This is a genomic window from Raoultella sp. (assembly GCF_039594335.1).
GTDB lineage: Bacteria > Pseudomonadota > Gammaproteobacteria > Enterobacterales > Enterobacteriaceae > Klebsiella.
In genome coordinates, this window is the sequence record NZ_JBCNNS010000029.1 from 1 (window position 1) to 19,108 (window position 19,108).

Below are 19,108 nucleotides of genomic sequence, written 5' to 3' on the forward strand. Positions count from 1 at the left end.
GCTGTTAATGATTCTCAATTTGGCACCAGGACATCCTGACTGTTAACATTGGCAGGAATAACTCTATTATTGTCGAGAAAACCGACACAGCTGGACACAATCCATGGCTATATCTATCAAAACATCTGAAGACATCGAAAAAATGCGCGTCGCCGGCCGCTTGGCCGCCGAAGTGCTGGAAATGATCGAACCCTACGTTAAACCGGGCGTCAGCACCGGCGAACTGGACCGTATCTGTAACGATTATATTGTAAACGAACAGAAAGCGATTTCCGCCTGCCTCGGCTACCACGGCTACCCAAAATCGGTGTGCATCTCTATTAACGAAGTCGTCTGTCACGGGATTCCTGACGACGAAAAACTGTTGAAAGACGGCGACATCGTCAACATTGATGTCACGGTAATTAAGGATGATTTCCACGGCGACACCTCTAAGATGTTCATCGTCGGCAAACCGACGATTCTCGGCGAGCGCCTGTGCCGCATCACCCAGGAAAGCCTGTATCTGGCTCTGAAGATGGTTAAGCCGGGAATTAACCTACGCGCCATCGGTGCGGCGATCCAGAAATTCGTCGAAGCGGAAGGTTTCTCGGTGGTGCGTGAATATTGCGGTCACGGTATCGGTCGCGGTTTCCATGAAGAGCCGCAGGTATTGCATTACGACTCGCCTGAGACCAATGTGGTGCTCAAGCCGGGCATGACCTTTACCATCGAACCGATGGTCAATGCCGGCAAGAAAGAGATCCGCAGTATGAAAGACGGCTGGACGGTGAAAACCAAAGACCGGAGCTTGTCTGCGCAGTACGAGCATACTATTGTGGTGACAGAGAACGGCTGTGAGATTCTGACGTTACGCAAGGATGACACCATCCCGGCGATAATCTCACACAACGCATAACGAAAAGCCGGCGCCCGCCGGCTTTTTTATGACGGGCATCCTGCCCGTCCCCCTTTGAGCTGCCGCAAGCGACATTAAAAATCCGCTCCCGGCGATTTTTTATGACGGGCGTCCTGCCCGTCACCCTGCGGGCCGCCGCAAGCGACGTTAAAAATCGCTCCCGGCGATTTTTTATGGGTGATAGTTTTTTCTTATGGTGACGCGATGAGTAACTCTTTACCTGATACTGTCCTCCCTACCCTCTCCGCTCAGCCTGAGAATCCGGGTAGCTGGCCACAAGGTGATTTGAACTGTGCCACTATCAAGGCACATCTTGATATTTTCCAGCGCTGGCTGGGTGAAGCGTTTGATAGTGGTATCCCCGCCGGGCAGCTAATCGAAGCGCGAACCGAATTTATCGACCAACTGCTCCAGCGCCTGTGGGTTGATTACGGCTTTGGTCCGGTCAGCGATCTGGCACTGGTCGCAGTCGGCGGATACGGTCGTGGCGAGCTGCACCCGCTCTCCGATGTTGACCTGCTGATTCTCAGCCGTAAAAAACTCTCCGATGAGCAGGCGCAGAAAGTGGGCGAACTGCTGACGCTGCTGTGGGATATCAAGCTCGAAGTCGGCCACAGCGTGCGCACGCTCGAAGAGTGCCTGCTGGAAGGACTGTCCGATCTTAGCGTCGCGACCAACCTGATTGAATCTCGCCTGCTGATTGGTGATGTAGCCCTGTTTCTTGAACTGCAGAAACATATCTTCAGCGATGGTTTCTGGCCCTCAGAGAAGTTTTTTGCCGCCAAGGTCGAAGAGCAGAACATCCGCCACCAGCGCTACCACGGCACCAGTTATAACCTCGAACCGGACGTGAAAAGCAGTCCTGGCGGCCTGCGAGATATTCACACCCTCCAATGGGTCGCCCGTCGCCACTTCGGCGCCACCTCGCTGGATGAAATGGTCGGCTTCGGCTTTCTTACCGAAGCCGAACGTAACGAGCTTAACGAATGTCTGCACCAGTTGTGGCGTATTCGCTTTGCGCTGCACCTCGAGTTAAACCGCTACGACAACCGCCTGTTATTCGATCGCCAGTTCAGCGTCGCCCGCCGACTGCGCTACGAAGGCGAAGGCAATCAGCCTATCGAATACATGATGAAGGATTTCTTCCGCGTCACCCGGCGGGTCAGCGAACTGAATCAGATGCTGCTCCAGCTGTTTGATGAAGCAATCCTCGCCCTCACCGAAGATGAAAAGCCTCGGTCCATCGATGATGATTTTCAGTTGCGCGGCACGCTGATTGACCTGCGCGACGACACGCTGTTTATCCGCGAACCGCAGGCGATCCTGCGCATGTTCTATATTATGGTGCGTAACAGCAACATCACCGGCATTTACTCGACGACGCTTCGCCACCTGCGCCACGCGCGGCGCCACCTGACGCAGCCGCTGTGCTATATCCCGGAAGCCCGAACTATTTTCCTCAGCATGTTGCGCCATCAGGGCGCGGTCAGCCGGGGGCTGTTGCCGATGCATCGCCACAGTGTACTGTGGGCCTATATGCCGCAGTGGTCGCATATCGTGGGCCAGATGCAGTTTGACCTGTTTCATTCCTATACGGTCGATGAACATACTATCCGCGTGCTGCTGAAGCTGGAAAGCTTCGCCAAAGAAGAGACCCGCAGGCGCCACCCGCTGTGCGTGGAACTGTGGCCTCGCCTGACGCACCCGGAGCTGATTCTGATTGCCGCCCTGTTCCATGACATTGCCAAAGGTCGCGGCGGCGATCATTCGGTCCTGGGCGCCCAGGATGTGCTGAAATTCGCCGAGCTGCACGGGCTTAACTCACGGGAAACCCAGTTGGTGGCATGGCTGGTACGCCATCATCTGTTGATGTCGGTCACCGCTCAGCGCCGAGATATTCAGGATCCGGAAGTCATCAAGCAGTTTGCCGAAGAGGTGCAAACCGAAAACCGCCTGCGCTACCTGGTGTGCCTGACCGTCGCCGATATCTGTGCGACCAACGAAACCTTGTGGAACAGCTGGAAACAGAGTCTGCTGCGCGAACTCTATTTTGCCACCGAAAAACAGCTGCGCCGCGGCATGCAAAGCACGCCGGATATGCGCGAACGGGTACGCCATCATCAGTTGCAGGCGCTGGCGCTCCTGCGGATGGAAAATATTAATGAAGAGGCGCTGCATCAAATCTGGAATCGCTGCCGCGCCAACTACTTCGTGCGCCATACGCCCAACCAGCTCGCCTGGCACGCCCGCAATTTGCTCAAACACGACCTGAGCAAACCGATGATCCTGCTCAGCTCGCAGGCCACGCGCGGCGGGACCGAAATTTTTATCTGGAGCCCGGACCGCCCGTATCTGTTTGCCGCCGTCTGCGGCGAGCTGGATCGCCGCAACCTCAGCGTTCACGATGCTCAGATTTTTACCACCCGCGATGGCATGGCGATGGATACCTTTATTGTGCTGGAGCCGGACGGCAGTCCGCTTTCCGCCGATCGCCACGAGATGATCCGCAACGGTCTGGAACAGACCATCACCCAGCGCAGCTGGCAGCCGCCAGCCCCGCGCCGTCAGGCGGCAAAACTTCGCCATTTCTCCGTCGTTACCGAAGTTAATTTCCTGCCGACACACACCGACAGAAAATCGTTTCTTGAACTGATTGCGCTCGATCAGCCGGGCCTGCTGGCTCGCGTGGGTCAGGTATTCGCCGACCTCAATATTTCGCTTCACGGAGCGAGAATTACGACAATCGGTGAGCGAGTAGAAGATTTATTTATAATCGCGACGGCGGACCGGCGTGCGCTTAATAATGCGCTGCAGCAAGAAGTACAACAACGGTTGACAGAGGCCCTCAATCCAAACGATAAAGGGTGACGAACTTTTAATGTGTAAAGAGAAAGAGTAAAACAATGCAGCAATTACAGAATGTTATTGAGTCCGCTTTTGAGCGTCGCGCCGACATCACGCCGGCAAATGTGGATACCGTAACCCGCGAAGCGGTTAACCAGGTGATTTCTCTGCTTGATTCCGGCGCGCTGCGTGTCGCTGAAAAGATCGATGGCCAGTGGGTCACCCATCAATGGCTGAAGAAGGCGGTTCTGCTCTCTTTCCGTATTAACGATAACCAGGTTATCGACGGTGCTGAAAGCCGCTACTTCGATAAAGTACCGATGAAATTCGCTGACTATGATGAAGCGCGTTTCCAGAAAGAAGGCTTCCGCGTGGTTCCGCCGGCAGCGGTTCGCCAGGGTGCATTTATTGCCCGCAACACCGTGCTGATGCCGTCCTACGTCAACATTGGCGCCTACGTGGATGAAGGCTCCATGGTGGACACCTGGGCCACCGTGGGCTCCTGCGCGCAGATCGGTAAAAACGTGCACCTGTCCGGCGGCGTCGGTATCGGTGGCGTACTGGAGCCGCTGCAGGCTAACCCGACAATCATTGAAGACAACTGCTTCATCGGCGCACGCTCTGAAGTGGTCGAAGGCGTGATCGTTGAAGAAGGTTCCGTGATCTCCATGGGCGTGTACCTAGGTCAGAGCACCAAAATTTACGATCGCGAAACCGGCGAAGTCCATTACGGCCGCGTTCCGGCGGGCTCAGTGGTGGTTTCCGGCAACCTGCCGTCGAAAGATGGCAAGTACAGCCTGTACTGCGCCGTTATCGTGAAGAAGGTGGATGCGAAAACTCGCGGCAAGGTCGGTATTAACGAACTGCTGCGTACCATCGACTAAGCAGAATAAAAAGCGGGAGATATCCCGCTTTTTTTATATTTAAAGCTGGCGAAGATGGATCTTTTCGTTAATTATTCAAAGGTTATGATGATATCAAAGGTACCGTTATGTACGATAATCTGAAAAGTCTTGGCATTACCAATCCTGATGAGATCGATCGCTATAGCCTGCGGCAGGAAGCCAACAACGACATTCTGAAAATTTATTTTCAGAAAGACAAAGGCGAGTTTTTCGCTAAAAGCGTCAAGTTTAAATACCCGCGCCAGCGTAAGACCGTTGTCGCCGATGGTGTAGGCCAGGGGTATAAAGAGGTTCAGGAAATTAGCCCGAATCTGCGCTACGTTATCGATGAGCTGGATCAGATCTGCCAGCGCGATCGTACCGAAGTCGACCTTAAACGTAAGATCCTCGACGATCTGCGTCATCTGGAAAGCGTCGTCACCCATAAGATCAGTGAAATTGAAGCCGATCTGGAAAAACTGACGCGCAAATAGCCGTACGTGGATGGCGCTGTAAGCCGGGTCAGGCGAAGCTGCCACCCGGCGTTTTTTTGTCTGAGACAGACTATCTTTGCTCATCCAACTGCAGCGCGATATATAGCAACAGACGATCGTCAAAATTCCCCAGGTCCAGCCCCGTCAGTTCAGCAATACGATTCAGGCGATACTCCAGCGTATTACGATGAATAAACAGCGCCTTTGACGTCGCCAGCGGCTGCACATTATGGCGAAACCAGGCTTGTAGCGTTCGTCGCAACAGACCGTTATTATCCATCGCTTTCAGCCGGACCAGCGGACGGGCGAGTTCATTCGCCTGCCAGCCGCCGCGCAGACTATCGAGCAGCACCGGTAACATTAAATCCTGATAAAAATAGCTGCGGCTCTCGGGCATACGCTGCTTACCGACCATCATTGTGGTGCGAGCGGTACGCCAGGAACGGGCGATGCTGCCGGGACCGGTAAAGAAGTTACCCAGCGCCACGCGAAAACGCAGCTGGCCGTTTTCTTTCATTCGGGCGATCAGCTGATCGATCCTTTTGCGGTGTTCCTCTGCGTCCCAGCGGCCAAAGGCATTCAATGCCGGTTTGAGTACCACCATCTCGGTCAGGGAGACAATCGCCACCAGATTATTGCGATCGGGTGTGGTCAAGGCGGTTTGTAGTTGCTGCAGTTCGGCCATCGCGCTGTCTACGCCGAGCTGACCACTATCCACTTCAATCATCGCGACCACCCGGGGCTGGTTCAGATCGATACCCAGCCGCTGCGCCCACTCGGTTAACGCAGGCGTATGCTCTTCGGCCTGAATCAGATTCATGACCAGTTCTTCACGCAGGCGGCTATCCTGGGCCAGAAGATGCATCAGCCGGGATTGCTCCAGCATCATTTCGGCAGTCATGCACACCAACTCACCATATTTGCGCAGCGTTTCTGGTTCGCCGGTCAGACCAATCACACCGACGATCTCTCCCTCCAGCCGCAAAGGCAGGTTGATCCCCTGACGCACGCCGTGCAGATGGCGAGCTACCGCATCGTCAATATCCACGACCCGTCCCTGAGAAAGAACCAGCAGCGCGCCTTCGTGCAATTCCCCAATTCGTTCGCGATCGCCGCTGCCGATAATGCGCCCGCGGGCGTCCATTACGTTGATATTGGTATCAATGATGCGCATCGTACGTGCCACGATATCCTGCGCCATGTTGGTATCAAGATGCCAGCCAGCCATGTAATCCTCCCGTGAACAGGAGGCCAGCATAAAAGAGTCGGCTGGACGCCGCATTGTGCATATGCATAAAGCAGGGCACAGAAGTATGGAGTTGCGTGTGAAGTCACAGAAAGGAAAGTACACCGAATATCGGGGCAAAAAAAAGCCCCTTCCCTCAGCGAGGAGAAGGGGCTGATTTAGCCGTTTGCGATTACTGCATCAGTAGATAGATAGTGCTATCGCCACGCTGAATGTTCAGGGCCAGTACCGAAGGTTTGGCATCGAAGATTTTGCGCAGTTCGGCAATATTTTTCACCGGTTGCTGGTTAGCACCGACGATAACGTCACCTTTCTTGAGGCCAATTTGTGCTGCCGGAGTCCCCGCTTTCACATTATTGACCACCACACCTTTGTCCTGACCTTTGTTGCTCATTTCCGCACCTTCAATACCATTGAAGATGGTGCTGGAGTCAACCTGAGTCTGGCTACTCTGCTGCAGCTCGACGGTCACATTGACCGGTTTGCCATCGCGGACCAGGCCCAACTGAACTTTGCTACCGATAGGCATGGTACCGACTTGCGCACGCAGCGCGGCAAAGCTGCTGATAGGCTTACCGTTCAGCGAAGTAATCACGTCACCGGCTTTGATACCCGCTTTCGCGGCCGCAGAACCCGGCATCACCTGACTGACGAAGGCGCCGCGCTGCGCATCGACCTTCATGGCTTTCGCCAGCTCAGAGTTCAGCTCGGTCCCCATAATACCCAGCTCGCCGCGTTTCACCTGGCCATACTTAACCATCTGCTCGGTCAGGTTTTTGACCATGTTACTTGGGATGGCAAACCCGATACCGATATTGCCGCCGTCCGGCGCCAGGATCGCGGTGTTAATGCCGATCAGTTCACCGTTCAGATTCACCAGCGCACCGCCGGAGTTACCGCGGTTGATCGCCGCATCGGTCTGGATAAAGTTTTCGTAGTTTTCAACGTTCAGGCCGCTACGACCAAGCGCGGAGACAATCCCCGAAGTGACGGTTTCACCCAAACCAAACGGGTTACCGATCGCCACGGTGTAGTCGCCGACGCGCAGCGCATCGGAATCCGCCAGCTTAATCGCCGTCAAATTTTTCGGATCCTGAATCTGGATCAGCGCAATATCGGAACGCGGATCTTTGCCAACGACTTTGGCATCAAACTTACGTCCGTCGCTCAGTTGGACTTTGATCGTGGTCGCATTATCCACAACGTGGTTATTGGTCACGACGTAGCCTTTATCCGCATCGATGATGACCCCGGAGCCCAGCGCCATAAATTTCTGCTGCTGGCTGCCATCACCCGGTGCCCCACCGCCCGGTCCTCCGCCCTGACAGAACGGAGAACTCTGGAACGGCGAACCATCCTGGCAGAACGGTGAATTATCACCAAAGAACTGCTGGAAGTTACGCGGCATCCGTGGAGTGTTAACGGTCGTGCTGCCCTCAACATTAATGCTGACAACCGACGGCATCACTTTTTCCAGCATTGGCGCCAGACTTGGCATTTGCTGTGTACTTGAGGCCGAAGAGGACGTTTCTGCCGCGCTCGCAGAGAGCGGTGATAACGCCAGACCTAAACTCAGAGCCAGAGCACTCATTGCTAACGTGGTTTTTTTCATCATGTCTCAATCTCTATTTTAGATAACGCAAATTGCTATGTATGTGACTATCAGAGTCATTTTATCGCGCTAAGTTCCGGAATTAAGTATCTGGAAAAAGTAAAAATTTATTGTCCGTCTTTACAAAACCTGTACTTATTCTACCGCCATCAAGCGTCGATATTCATCCCATGCATACAAATCCGTCATCCCACTGATATAGTCCTGTATCAGACGGCAGCGATAATAATATTCCATCACAGGAAATTCTTCAGCATCCCGTGAAACCTTATTTACTGCTTCAACATAGGCCAACCGATGACGCGTCGAAAGTTTCTGGAACAAGCGCGAGGCGATAGGTAAGCTCCTCACGCGTTCTTTCTCCACTAATAAGCTGAACTCCTCCAGCGATAATTTTAACAGCGGCTCATAGATATCCAGAAGACCGCTAATCACCCGATAGCCTTGTAATTCCAGCTGTTCAACATCAGGATGACTAAACACATGTTTTATCGCGACATTTTTATATAGCTCAAGCAGTTGACTACAGTCGCTATCGTCCTCAAGCAGCGCATGATTAAAATCACCGGTAAAGATCTTCGGTAAATTATCGATAAACCGGCGAGCAGCATACGGTACCAGTTTATTCAGCGTATTGACTCGTAAATACATAAAGAACTGATCTTCCGTACTCCGACTCAAAGAATTAGCACGTGATTTATCCCAGGCATTTTCTACCACCTGCGAAAATAAAGAGCCTTTCTCATGCTGTCCCCACGCCTCGTGGAGAAGTTGATAAAGTTGTTCTACGCTGAAAATACGTTTTTCTACCGCATCCTCAAGATCGGCCACACAATATGAGATATCGTCTGCCGCCTCCATAATCCATGTCAAAGGAAAACGATTGTAAGGAGCCAGAGCAAGTTCTTTACGCAACCTCTCAACATAGCCCTCTTCGGCTAAATAATAACCAGGCTTTTTCATTAAATAGCTGTGGCTGGAAGGGAGTTCTCCCCGCCACCATGCCGGGCGGGTATATTTTAGAATGCAGCCAACCTGCGCCCAGGTCAGATTCATCCGCATGAGGGTATGCACTAAGCGAATACCCTGCGCGTTCCCTTCAAACCAGCACAGATCCTGACGAACTTTGCTCCGCTGCACGTTCAGTTCGGCAGCCCCCTCCTGCAAACGGAGCGCCCCCACCGAGCAACGATCTTGCGCTAACGGCGCGCCGGCCGCATCGTCAGGCACCAGCCGCTGACGGAACCAGTCATTTATCGCCGCCTCGCCAAAATGGCCGAACGGCGGATTGCCGATGTCATGCATCAGACAGGCCATTTCCACCACGCTCTCAAACGGCCCGGTGAGCTCATCCAGCCCATAGGCTCCCAACAGACGCTGCTCTTTCAGGCGGCTGAGGATCTCTTTAGCGATATAGCGTCCCACCTGCTGAACTTCAAGAGAGTGGGTTAGCCTGGTACGCACCGCGGCATTACGCTCTAACGGGAAGACCTGGGTTTTTTGCTGTAAACGGCGGATTGCTGGCGAGTTGATAATTCGCCCGCGATCGCTTTCAAAAATACGTAGGATCTCACGTTCCGTTTCGACCCCTTGCGGCGAGCGGTAGCGCCGACGCCAGTTAATCTTGTTGCGAAAATCAATCTTTGCCATGGCCTCTCCCGCGCGAGCAATAACGTTTCCCTCTGAGTGCATGATAGACTATGCAACTAAACCTGAAACATCGCGAGTAAATCTATGAAAATTGGCATTATTGGCGCTATGGAAGAAGAAGTTACCCTTCTGCGCGACAAAATCGAAAACCGTCAGACTCTGACTCATGGCGGGAGCGAAATTTACACCGGCCAGTTGAACGGCACCGATGTTGTCCTGCTCAAATCAGGCATTGGTAAAGTGGCGGCGGCCATGGGCGCAGCCCTGCTGCTGGAGATTTGCAAACCGGACGTGATTATCAACACCGGTTCCGCAGGCGGACTGGCGTCGACGCTGAAGGTCGGCGACATCGTCATTTCCGACGAGACACGCTACCACGATGCTGACGTCACCGCCTTTGGTTATGAGTATGGCCAGTTGCCAGGCTGCCCGGCAGGCTTCAAAGCCGACGATAAGCTGATTGCCGCCGCGCAAAGCTGCATCGAGGCGCTGAATCTGAACGCGGTGCGCGGTCTGATCGTCAGCGGTGACGCGTTCATCAACGGATCGGTCGGGCTGGCGAAAATCCGCCACAACTTCCCGCAGGCCGTAGCGGTTGAAATGGAAGCAACGGCGATTGCCCATGTTTGCCACAACTTCGGCGTGCCGTTCGTGGTCGTACGCGCGATTTCCGACGTTGCGGATCAGCAGTCTCATCTGAGCTTTGATGAGTTCCTCACCGTTGCCGCCAGACAATCTACGCTGATGGTGGAGAAGCTGGTACAGACGCTGGCGCGTGGCTAGGTCGCTAAAACGGGCGCTTGCCGCTCTGCTACTGCTCACCCCGGCGTGGCTCTTCGCCGCGCCGCGGGTCATCACGCTGTCACCGTCCAATACCGAACTGGCCTTTGCCGCCGGTATTACGCCGGTTGGCGTCAGCAGCTTTTCCGATTATCCACCGGAAGCTGCCGGTATCGAACAGGTTGCCAGCTGGCAAGGGATGAACCTGGAGCGCATCGTTGCGCTGAAGCCAGATCTGATTCTGGCATGGCGCGGCGGCAATGCCGAACGGCAGGTTAATCAACTGAGTGCGCTGGGGATCAAGGTACTCTGGGTCAATACTGCCACGGTTGAAGAGATCATTTCGACACTGCGACAGCTGGCGCAGTGGAGTCCGCAGCCGGAAAAGGCCCGCGCATCCGTACAGCAAATGCAGGACGACTATGATGCCCTCAGAGCCCGCTACGCACATACGCCAAAAAAACGCGTCTTTCTGCAGTTTGGCGCCAATCCCCTTTTTACCAGCAGTAGGGGATCGATTCAGGACCAGGTACTGACGCTGTGCGGCGGTGACAATATATTTGCCTCCAGCCCGGTTCCCTGGCCCCAGGTGAGCCGTGAGCAGGTGCTGGCAAGACAACCTCAGGCTATCGTTATCGCTGGCGATACCAACCAACTCCCTGAAGTTGAACGCTACTGGCATAATCAGTTAAAAATCCCCCTAATTGCAGTAGATGGCGACTGGTTTGAACGCGCAAGCCCGCGTATTATTCTCGCCGCAAAACAGCTCTGCGAGGCGCTCGGGCAGGTTAAATAAGCACCGTTTGCGTAGGGCAATAACGACATCCGGCACAGAGAACGCCAGCGCGCGACTATTATATGTACGCCTGACGGACGCTGTGCCGGTTCAATTTGATGAGTAAAAATAGCCCTGGGGAACCCGGGCGCTTAACGAGAACTGACGATGCTAGTCTATTGGCTGGATATTATTGGCACCGCCGTATTTGCTATCTCGGGCGTCTTGTTGGCCGGTAAACTCCGGATGGACCCCTTTGGCGTGCTGGTGCTCGGCGTGGTCACCGCCGTGGGCGGTGGAACCATTCGCGATATGGCGCTCGCCAATGGCCCGGTGTTTTGGGTAAAAGACCCGACTGACCTGGTGGTGGCGATGGTCACCAGCATGATGACTATTCTGCTGGTGCGTCAACCGCGCCGGCTACCGAAATGGATATTGCCGGTGCTTGATGCTGTTGGTCTGGCGGTATTTGTCGGCATCGGGGTGAATAAAGCGTTTATGGCCCATAGCGGCCCGCTGGTCGCTATCTGTATGGGTGTCGTCACCGGCGTGGGTGGCGGGATCATTCGCGATGTACTGGCCCGCGAAATTCCGATGATTTTACGCACGGAAATCTATGCCACGGCCTGTATTGTCGGCGGTATCGTGCACGCCACGGCCTATGACACTTTTCATATTTCGCTCCAAAATTCAGCGATGATGGGAATGGCCGTCACGCTGGTGATTCGCCTTGCGGCCATCCGTTGGCATCTGAAGCTGCCGACTTTTGCTCTCGACGATAACGGGCGTTAAAACGGGGAAATTGCCCCGGCGGAGAAGATCTGCCGGGGCGAGAATCCAGTGCGAAGATCAGACGCTGAATGAAGACCCGCAGCCGCAGGTGCTTTTCGCATTCGGGTTGGTCACGATAAAGCGCGAGCCTTCCAGGCCTTCAGTGTAGTCGACGGCACCGCCGACCAGATACTGCAGGCTCATCGGATCGACCACCAGGCCTACGCCCTGTTTTTCGATGGTCATATCGCCTTCGTTAACCTGATCGTCGAAGGTGAAGCCGTACTGAAAACCACTGCAACCACCACCGGTGATATACACACGCAGTTTCAGGTTTGGATTGTCTTCATCTGCAATCAGGAATTTTACTTTTTTGGCTGCAGCTTCAGTAAACTCCAGCGGCAACGCTACGTCATCACTCATTTTATGCTCCCATTGATACTTCTGACCGGTTAAAGAATAACCCGACCTTATGAGCCATTATCTAATACGGGGTCAAATCGTTCAAGTATTCTCCCCGGCAACCTGCTGCGCTTTTGCCGCTTGTTCTGCGGCCTGTTTCGCCAGTGTGCGCTCCAGGATCGTGGAATACAAAGGCTTACCTCCAAGAAATTGCGCCAGTAGTGTTGCGCCAAGACAGGTAATAATCATTGGCAAAATGAGCTGATAGTTATCGGTCATCTCCAGCACCAGCACAATCCCGGTCAGCGGAGCGCGGATTGACGCCGCCAGCAGGGCCCCCATTCCGGCAATCGCAAAAGTCCCGGCATCCAGATGATAGGCCGGCAGCATCGGTGTTACCGCCATCCCGAAGGCGGTTCCCAGCAAGGTTCCCAGCGCCAGCATCGGCGCAAAAATGCCGCCGGGCGCCCCGGATGAGAAACAGAGTAACGTGGTAATCACGCGGGCGATAAAGATAAACAGCAGCAGCCCAACGGAAAAGTTGCCCGCCGCAGCAATCGGAATCAGGTTAAAGCCGCCTCCCGCCGCCGCCGGTTGAATCAGCCCGAGAACGCCGCACATCCCGCCGATTAACCCGCCAATCAGCACCCACTTCTTAGTATTGCCGCCATGAATACGCTGGAACATGTCCTGGGTACGCAGTACCAGGCTATTAAACAGCGGGCCGACACAGCCAAAAATCATCCCCAGGATCAGGTACAGCCATAGCGTGTTCACCGGCGCATCGCTCAGCTTGCCGACTTCAATAATCGCCGATTCGCCATTAAAAATACGGAACACGATACTCGACATAATCACACCGGTAAAGACGGCTTTAATCGAAATCAAATTGTAGCGAAACTGCGGGCGCATCTCTTCGATAATGAATAAGATCCCTGCCAGCGGCGCGTTAAATGCCGCAGAGAGCCCCGCTGCTGCCCCAGTGGCCAGCAACGTATGCCGCGCTTCGGGACTGCGCATGCGGAAGATATCCAGCACCATTCGCCCGACGTTGCCGCCCAGTTGCACCGTCGGACCTTCGCGACCGAGCACCATGCCGGCGCCCAGCGTCCCCATCCCGCCGATAAACTTTACCGGCAGCACTCGCCACCAGCGAACCGGACGCAACTCTTCCAGCGCCCCTTCAATCTCCGGTATGCCGGATCCCCCCGCCTCCGGTGCGAAACGGCGCACCAGGAAATAGCCCACCATCGCCAGCAACGCAGATAAAATAAAGGCCAGCGGCCAAATCAGGAACCCGTGATCTGCCACCTGCACCAGCGAACCGATGCGCATGTTCTGCACCCAGTTGACGCTCTTTTCAAAGGCGACCCCGACCAGCCCGGCCAGCGTGCCGACCACGGCGGCCATCAGCAGCACCGCCAGCGGCGTTTTGTCACGCTGAACCAAGCGACGAACCACATCGCCACGACGCAAGCGCACGATCTGTTTTGCTTCAAAAGTAGAGGCTTCTGTTTTCATACTCTTATCGTCAATAGTCATACAAATACGAAGGAGACATTTTAGCCTTCTGAACGTCCTACGTCGCGGGAAAAATGCACCTGCTGCGCTTTGTTTCAATTGGGCAAAACTTTCATAACTATCCTGGAATAACTTAGAATAACCAGCAAAACATTTATCACGAACCAGGATCATGGCAATGAGCAAATCTGAAACACTCTATAGCGCCGCACGTGAACTCATCCCCGGCGGCGTGAACTCGCCGGTCCGCGCCTTTAGTGGTGTGGGCGGTACGCCGCTGTTTATCGAACGTGCCGACGGCGCCAGACTGTACGATGTCGACGGTAAAGCGTATATCGATTATGTCGGTTCCTGGGGACCCATGGTGCTGGGCCATAACCATCCGGCCATTCGCAACGCGGTGATTGAAGCCGCAGAGCGCGGGCTGAGCTTTGGCGCACCGACGGAAATGGAAGTCAAAATGGCGGAACTGGTGACCGAACTGGTTCCAACAATGGATATGGTGCGGATGGTGAACTCCGGTACCGAAGCGACAATGAGCGCTATTCGTCTGGCCCGTGGCTTTACCGGCCGCGACAAAATCATCAAGTTTGAAGGCTGCTATCACGGCCACGCTGACTGTCTGCTGGTAAAAGCGGGATCCGGCGCGCTGACGCTGGGCCAACCGAACTCACCGGGCGTACCGGCTGATTTTGCTAAACATACCCTGACCTGCACCTATAACGATCTGTCTTCCGTTCGCGCCGCGTTCGAGCAGTATCCGCAAGAGATTGCCTGCATCATCGTGGAGCCGGTCGCCGGCAACATGAACTGCATCCCACCGCTACCGGCGTTCCTGCCTGGCCTTCGCGCGCTGTGCGACGAATTTGGCGCGCTGCTGATTATCGATGAAGTGATGACCGGCTTCCGCGTGGCGCTGGCGGGCGCGCAGTCATACTACAACGTGGTGCCGGATCTGACCTGTCTGGGCAAAATCATCGGGGGCGGTATGCCGGTCGGCGCATTTGGCGGTCGTCGCGATGTAATGGATGCCCTGGCCCCGACCGGCCCGGTGTATCAGGCCGGGACCTTGTCTGGCAACCCGATCGCCATGGCGGCCGGTTTTGCCTGCCTGACCGAAGTCGCACAGCCGGGCGTCCACGAAACGCTAACGGGTTTAACCAATCAGCTCTCTCAAGGGCTGCTGGATGCGGCACGCGAAGCGGGCATTCCGCTGGTGGTGAATAATGTGGGCGGTATGTTCGGCCTCTTCTTTACCGATGCCGAAACGGTCACCTGCTATCAGGATGTGCTGAAGTGCGACGTTGAACGCTTTAAGCGTTTCTTCCATCTGATGCTGGAAGAAGGCGTCTATCTGGCGCCATCGGCATTTGAGGCCGGCTTTATGTCGATTGCCCACACTCCTGATGATATCAACGATACCATCGCCGCCGCCCGTAAGGCGTTTGCGAAGCTGTAATTCAAGGTCGGGCGGCGCCAGCTTGCCCGGCCTGTGTTTTTGTCGCCCCGGTAAGCGCAGCGCTACCGGGGAACATTACCGGCTCTGTTTTCTCAGCAGATAAATAAAGTACGGCGCGCCGATAAAGGTCGACAGCAGACCTGCGGGGATCTGATACGGAAACATCATCATTCGCCCGCACCCATCAGCAAAGACCAGCAGCAAGCCACCGATCAGTCCGGCCATCACCATCTGCGGCATCGTACGACGGAATCCCATCATGCGCGCAATATGCGGCGCCATCAGGCCAACAAAACTCAGCGGGCCGATAGTCAGCGTGGCGGCCGCCGTCAGGCCGGCTGCCAGCAGCAACAGAGCGACCCGCGACGGTGTCAGCGCCATACCTACCGCGCGCGCGGCTTCACCACCGAGCGGCAGAATCGTCAGCCAGCGCCGACACAGTGGCACCAGAATGAGGAGCAGTACCATCACGATCCCGCTCCGGACGACCATCTCCGGCGTGGCGCTATATGTCGACCCGGAAATCCACGTCAGAATCTGCGCCATACGCGGATCGCCGCTGGCCTGCAGCATCATCAACAGCATGGTGAAGGCGGTGCTGAGTGCCATCCCCGCCAGCAGCATCCGGTGCGGAGAGAAACCGCCGCGCCCGGCAGCAACCAGGATCACCAGCAGCGTCGTCGCCGCCCCCAGGCTACCGGCAGGCAGCAGCCAGCCGAAAGCATTGCCGGGAACGAAAAACAGCATCAGGACAATACCAAAGGCCGCGCCGGAGCTGATGCCCAGGACTTCCGGGCTGGCCATCGGGTTACCGGTCAGGCGCTGGATAATACAGCCTGCAACCGCCAGCATCACCCCGGCGAACAGCGCGGCGAACACCCGCGGCCAGCGCCACGGCATCAACTGATCCAACAGTGTACCGCTCGCCCAGTGCCAGCCCTGAGCATCCCGGCCAAAGGCCAGCGCAATGAGGAGCGCCAGCAGCAGAATCAGCAAACCGCCAAACGCAAATCCTCGTACGTTTTGCCGCTCCACCAGCACTTTGTCACCGGCATTCATCACCGGCGCACTGATGCTGCGCAAGCGCGGCAACAGCCACAACAGCAACGGTGCGCCGATCAGCGCGGTCACGGAACCGGTGGACACTTCCCGCCACACCGGGGTCAGCCACAGAATAATTTGGTCCGACAGCCAGAGAATGAGCGCGCCAATCAGCGCCGCCAGCAGCAGGCGCGACAGCAGACGACGCGCGCCGAGCATTTTCGCCAGCAGCGGCGAAAACAGGCCGATAAAACCGATAATCCCCACCGCGTTCACCAGCATCGCGCTGATAACGATCGCCAGCGTCAGCGTAGCCAGGCGTGCCAGAGAAAGCGCCAGTCCGAGATTACGCGCCACGCCATCATCCAGTCCCATCAGTGTGAGGGGGCGCAGCAACAGCAGCGTTAAGATGAGGCCGCCGATCAGCTGCGGCCACAGCCGTTGCACCACGCTCCAGTCGGTTTGCGTCAGCGTACCGGTGCTCCACAGAAACATACTTTGCAGTTGATCGTGATGGAAAATGACCATCAGTTGGTTCAGCGCCCCGCAGTACAGGCTGACCACCAGACCGGCAAGTATCAGGGTCACCGGCGACAGCCGTTTCCCCCACGAGACGCCGAAAACCAGCGCCCCCACAAGACAGGCTCCCGCCAGCGCGGCGAACTGCGAAGCCAGTAGGCCGGGAATCGCCCACAGCGTCGTCACCGTCATCCCCAGTTGGGCGCCGGTCGCCACCCCGAGGGTGGTCGGTTCTGCCAGCGGGTTACGCAACACCTGCTGGAACAGCACCCCCACCAGTCCGAGTCCTGCGCCAACCAGTAGCGACACCGTCAGTCTTGGCAACAGGCTGTAGTGGAACAACATCTGAGCAATATTGTCGATATCCGGCTGCCACAGCGCCTGGCGCCACTCATGCTGCGGCAACGCCGCCTGGAGATTCAAGAAGCTGAGTGCAAACGCGGCGATCGCCAGCACCGTCAGCAGCAAAGCCGCCAGAGGGGACAGTCGCGATCTCATGCCGCACCTCCCAGGGCATTGGCCAGCACGCGGGCAAAATGCATCGCCGACAGCGTCGCGCCGTAGAACCAGACAGCCGGCACACGCTGGAAGCGTCCTTCACGGACAAACGGCATCGCCTGCCAGAGCGGCGTACTCATCAGTTGGCTCATTTCGGCATGATTACCATGGTCAAAACAGATGACATCGGTCTCTTTGTAGGCGGCCAGCCGATCGATTCCCACGCTGACGCTGCCCCAGAAGGCGGTTTCACCGCGCCATGCATTTTTAATCTCAAAGCGATCGAGCACCTCCTGGAACAGGCTATTATTGCCGAAAACAAGGACATGGCGAGGATCGAGCAAGGTGATCATCAGCAGCGGACGATCGCCGCGACGGGCGAAACGCGGGCGTAGATTTTCCATCAGTGCATCAAATTCCGCCAGATGGCGCTTCGCCGCCTGCTCCCGGCCAATCAGCCCGGCCATCTCGGTGAGAGATTGTTGCGCCATCCTCAGCGGTCGTTTACCGTCGCTGAAGGTGAATCCCCGCCCAGGGGCAATGCGCGCCAGCTTCTCTGGCGACGGTCCATATCCGGCTGACCAGACAATAAACGACGGTTTCATCTGCGTCAGTAGTTCCAGATTCGGCTCCGTACGCAGCCCTACATCAATCACCGAGGAGGGCAGCGCTGGCTCATTCACCCACAGGTTATAGTTCGGGATATCAGCCACGCCGTAAGGTGTCACGCCAAGCGCCAGCAAGAGTTCTGCCGGCAGCCACTCCAGCGCCACAATATGCTGCGGATCGAGGGTTGCAGCCTGGGCGCCGCGCATCTGCCACAACAGAGGCGACAGGACCATCGCCGCCAGCAAACGGCGACGGGTGATTAAAGAGATCTTTTCCATCAATAGACAAAGCTTACCGGCGCACGACCCACCGGATGCGGCAGAATCCCCATCGGAATACCGTAAATTTGCTCCAGCGTTTCGCTGCGCATCAGTTGCGCGGGTATGCCCTGAGCAATCATCTCACCACCGCGTAACGCGACCAGATAATCACAGTAACGGGCAGCCATGTTGATATCGTGCAGGACGGCGATCACCGTTAACCCGCGCTGTTGACTCAAACGGTGTACCAACGCCAGGACATCAACCTGATGGGCAATATCCAGCGCCGAGGTGGGTTCATCCAGCAGTAAACAGCGGCTGTCCTGCGCCACCAGCATGGCAATCCACGCCCGCTGGCGTTCGCCACCGGACAAGCTGTCAACCAGCCGGTGCGCCAGCGGTTTAAGGCCGACCAGCGCAATCGCCTCTTCAACTTTCTCCCGGTCGGCAACACCAAAACGCCCCAGCGCACCGTGCCACGGATAGCGGCCAATGGCCACCAACTCGCGCACCGTCATCCCTTCCGCTGGCGGCAGTTGCTGCGGCAGATAGGCGACTTTACGGGCAAAAGCTTTACTGCTCCAGCTATCCAGCGGCTGCCCGTCCAGCAGCACATCGCCTTCCGACGGGGGCTGATGACGGCCGAGCATTTTCAGCAGTGTGGATTTGCCGGAGCCATTATGGCCAATCAGCCCCGTCACTTTTCCCGCCGGGAAAGTTAAGGAGAGAGGATGCAGCAGCGTACGGCCAGGTACGCGAAAGGTAACGCGATTCAACGAAAACGTGGTATCAGCGTGTGGAGAGTTTTCCTGCATAGCGGCGACCCGGTGAACGGCGCAGCGAAC

16 protein-coding genes are annotated in these 19,108 nt (G+C 56.0%); 8 read left to right on the plus strand and 8 right to left on the minus strand.

The window, feature by feature from the left end; genetic code table 11:
- Window positions 1-103 precede the first annotated feature (103 nt).
- The 4 genes from map (at window position 104) to ACZAHD_RS07340 (ending at window position 5,120) form a co-directional block, all read left to right on the plus strand.
- On the plus strand, window positions 104-898 hold the full coding sequence (gene map / locus ACZAHD_RS07325) for a type I methionyl aminopeptidase (RefSeq protein ID WP_100682500.1): 795 nt from the start codon (window positions 104-106) through the stop codon (window positions 896-898).
- Window positions 899-1,102: 204 nt separating this feature from the next.
- Window positions 1,103-3,766: a bifunctional uridylyltransferase/uridylyl-removing protein GlnD gene (gene glnD / locus ACZAHD_RS07330; RefSeq protein WP_462456191.1), complete on the plus strand. Its 2,664-nt coding sequence runs from the start codon at window positions 1,103-1,105 to the stop codon at window positions 3,764-3,766.
- Window positions 3,767-3,801: 35 nt separating this feature from the next.
- Window positions 3,802-4,626, plus strand: a complete 825-nt coding sequence (gene dapD, locus ACZAHD_RS07335) for a 2,3,4,5-tetrahydropyridine-2,6-dicarboxylate N-succinyltransferase (RefSeq protein ID WP_004858103.1) — start codon at window positions 3,802-3,804, stop codon at window positions 4,624-4,626.
- 107 nt (window positions 4,627-4,733) lie between these two features.
- Complete coding sequence (locus ACZAHD_RS07340) at window positions 4,734-5,120, plus strand: DUF3461 family protein (RefSeq protein ID WP_100682502.1); 387 nt, start codon at window positions 4,734-4,736, stop codon at window positions 5,118-5,120.
- A 70-nt stretch (window positions 5,121-5,190) separates the two neighbouring features.
- Here the strand turns inward: ACZAHD_RS07340 and ACZAHD_RS07345 are convergent, their stop codons facing one another.
- From ACZAHD_RS07345 to dgt, 3 genes are all read right to left on the minus strand, one after another.
- Complete coding sequence (locus ACZAHD_RS07345) at window positions 5,191-6,348, minus strand: CdaR family transcriptional regulator (RefSeq protein ID WP_462456192.1); 1,158 nt, start codon at window positions 6,346-6,348, stop codon at window positions 5,191-5,193.
- Window positions 6,349-6,538: 190 nt separating this feature from the next.
- Window positions 6,539-7,978 (minus strand): serine endoprotease DegP, encoded by a 1,440-nt coding sequence (gene degP, locus ACZAHD_RS07350; RefSeq protein ID WP_462456217.1) that lies wholly within the window; start codon window positions 7,976-7,978, stop codon window positions 6,539-6,541.
- Window positions 7,979-8,113: 135 nt separating this feature from the next.
- Entirely contained in the window at window positions 8,114-9,628 is a 1,515-nt protein-coding gene (dgt, locus tag ACZAHD_RS07355) for a dGTPase (protein ID WP_462456193.1), read from the minus strand.
- Window positions 9,629-9,712: 84 nt separating this feature from the next.
- Here dgt and mtnN point away from each other — a divergent pair, with 84 nt between their 5' ends.
- From mtnN to ACZAHD_RS07370, 3 genes are all read left to right on the plus strand, one after another.
- Window positions 9,713-10,411, plus strand: a complete 699-nt coding sequence (gene mtnN / locus ACZAHD_RS07360; protein WP_462456194.1) for a 5'-methylthioadenosine/S-adenosylhomocysteine nucleosidase — start codon at window positions 9,713-9,715, stop codon at window positions 10,409-10,411.
- Window positions 10,404-11,204: a vitamin B12 ABC transporter substrate-binding protein BtuF gene (gene btuF / locus ACZAHD_RS07365; RefSeq protein WP_462456195.1), complete on the plus strand. Its 801-nt coding sequence runs from the start codon at window positions 10,404-10,406 to the stop codon at window positions 11,202-11,204. Before mtnN ends, btuF begins: the two co-directional genes overlap by 8 nt.
- 147 nt (window positions 11,205-11,351) lie before the next feature.
- On the plus strand, window positions 11,352-11,975 hold the full coding sequence (locus ACZAHD_RS07370; protein ID WP_462456196.1) for a TRIC cation channel family protein: 624 nt from the start codon (window positions 11,352-11,354) through the stop codon (window positions 11,973-11,975).
- A 57-nt stretch (window positions 11,976-12,032) separates the two neighbouring features.
- Here ACZAHD_RS07370 and erpA read toward each other — a convergent pair whose 3' ends face one another.
- Both erpA and clcA read right to left on the minus strand, forming a co-directional pair.
- Complete coding sequence (gene erpA / locus ACZAHD_RS07375; RefSeq protein WP_004858085.1) at window positions 12,033-12,377, minus strand: iron-sulfur cluster insertion protein ErpA; 345 nt, start codon at window positions 12,375-12,377, stop codon at window positions 12,033-12,035.
- Between the two features lie 81 nt (window positions 12,378-12,458).
- Window positions 12,459-13,877, minus strand: a complete 1,419-nt coding sequence (clcA, locus tag ACZAHD_RS07380) for a H(+)/Cl(-) exchange transporter ClcA (protein ID WP_049267597.1) — start codon at window positions 13,875-13,877, stop codon at window positions 12,459-12,461.
- Between the two features lie 178 nt (window positions 13,878-14,055).
- On the opposite strand from clcA, the gene hemL reads away from it, so the two are divergent.
- On the plus strand, window positions 14,056-15,336 hold the full coding sequence (gene hemL, locus ACZAHD_RS07385; RefSeq protein ID WP_462456197.1) for a glutamate-1-semialdehyde 2,1-aminomutase: 1,281 nt from the start codon (window positions 14,056-14,058) through the stop codon (window positions 15,334-15,336).
- 75 nt (window positions 15,337-15,411) lie between these two features.
- Here hemL and fhuB read toward each other — a convergent pair whose 3' ends face one another.
- Genes fhuB through fhuC form a run of 3 tightly spaced genes read right to left on the minus strand, consistent with a single transcriptional unit; the run spans window position 15,412 to window position 19,078 of the window.
- Window positions 15,412-17,394 carry a Fe(3+)-hydroxamate ABC transporter permease FhuB gene (gene fhuB / locus ACZAHD_RS07390; protein ID WP_462456198.1) on the minus strand — a complete coding sequence of 661 codons (1,983 nt, stop codon included), beginning with the start codon at window positions 17,392-17,394 and terminating at the stop codon, window positions 15,412-15,414.
- Window positions 17,391-18,281 carry a Fe(3+)-hydroxamate ABC transporter substrate-binding protein FhuD gene (gene fhuD, locus ACZAHD_RS07395; RefSeq protein WP_462456199.1) on the minus strand — a complete coding sequence of 297 codons (891 nt, stop codon included), beginning with the start codon at window positions 18,279-18,281 and terminating at the stop codon, window positions 17,391-17,393. The genes fhuB and fhuD overlap by 4 nt, the downstream gene beginning before the upstream one ends.
- A complete protein-coding gene (fhuC, locus tag ACZAHD_RS07400) occupies window positions 18,281-19,078 on the minus strand; it encodes a Fe3+-hydroxamate ABC transporter ATP-binding protein FhuC (protein WP_462456200.1) in 798 nt (265 codons plus the stop codon). Before fhuC ends, fhuD begins: the two co-directional genes overlap by 1 nt.
- Window positions 19,079-19,108: the final 30 nt, after the last annotated feature.

What these genes read in the sequence shown, in the direction of transcription:
- map (WP_100682500.1), top strand. Translation starts at nt 104, where the DNA reads ATGGCTATATCTATCAAAACATCTGAAGACATCGAAAAAATGCGCGTC.
- glnD (WP_462456191.1), top strand. Translation starts at nt 1,103, where the DNA reads ATGAGTAACTCTTTACCTGATACTGTCCTCCCTACCCTCTCCGCTCAG.
- dapD (WP_004858103.1), top strand. Translation starts at nt 3,802, where the DNA reads ATGCAGCAATTACAGAATGTTATTGAGTCCGCTTTTGAGCGTCGCGCC.
- ACZAHD_RS07340 (WP_100682502.1), top strand. Translation starts at nt 4,734, where the DNA reads ATGTACGATAATCTGAAAAGTCTTGGCATTACCAATCCTGATGAGATC.
- ACZAHD_RS07345 (WP_462456192.1), bottom strand. Translation starts at nt 6,348, where the DNA reads ATGGCTGGCTGGCATCTTGATACCAACATGGCGCAGGATATCGTGGCA.
- degP (WP_462456217.1), bottom strand. Translation starts at nt 7,978, where the DNA reads ATGAAAAAAACCACGTTAGCAATGAGTGCTCTGGCTCTGAGTTTAGGT.
- dgt (WP_462456193.1), bottom strand. Translation starts at nt 9,628, where the DNA reads ATGGCAAAGATTGATTTTCGCAACAAGATTAACTGGCGTCGGCGCTAC.
- mtnN (WP_462456194.1), top strand. Translation starts at nt 9,713, where the DNA reads ATGAAAATTGGCATTATTGGCGCTATGGAAGAAGAAGTTACCCTTCTG.
- ACZAHD_RS07370 (WP_462456196.1), top strand. Translation starts at nt 11,352, where the DNA reads ATGCTAGTCTATTGGCTGGATATTATTGGCACCGCCGTATTTGCTATC.
- erpA (WP_004858085.1), bottom strand. Translation starts at nt 12,377, where the DNA reads ATGAGTGATGACGTAGCGTTGCCGCTGGAGTTTACTGAAGCTGCAGCC.
- clcA (WP_049267597.1), bottom strand. Translation starts at nt 13,877, where the DNA reads ATGAAAACAGAAGCCTCTACTTTTGAAGCAAAACAGATCGTGCGCTTG.
- hemL (WP_462456197.1), top strand. Translation starts at nt 14,056, where the DNA reads ATGAGCAAATCTGAAACACTCTATAGCGCCGCACGTGAACTCATCCCC.
- fhuB (WP_462456198.1), bottom strand. Translation starts at nt 17,394, where the DNA reads ATGAGATCGCGACTGTCCCCTCTGGCGGCTTTGCTGCTGACGGTGCTG.
- fhuD (WP_462456199.1), bottom strand. Translation starts at nt 18,281, where the DNA reads ATGGAAAAGATCTCTTTAATCACCCGTCGCCGTTTGCTGGCGGCGATG.
- fhuC (WP_462456200.1), bottom strand. Translation starts at nt 19,078, where the DNA reads ATGCAGGAAAACTCTCCACACGCTGATACCACGTTTTCGTTGAATCGC.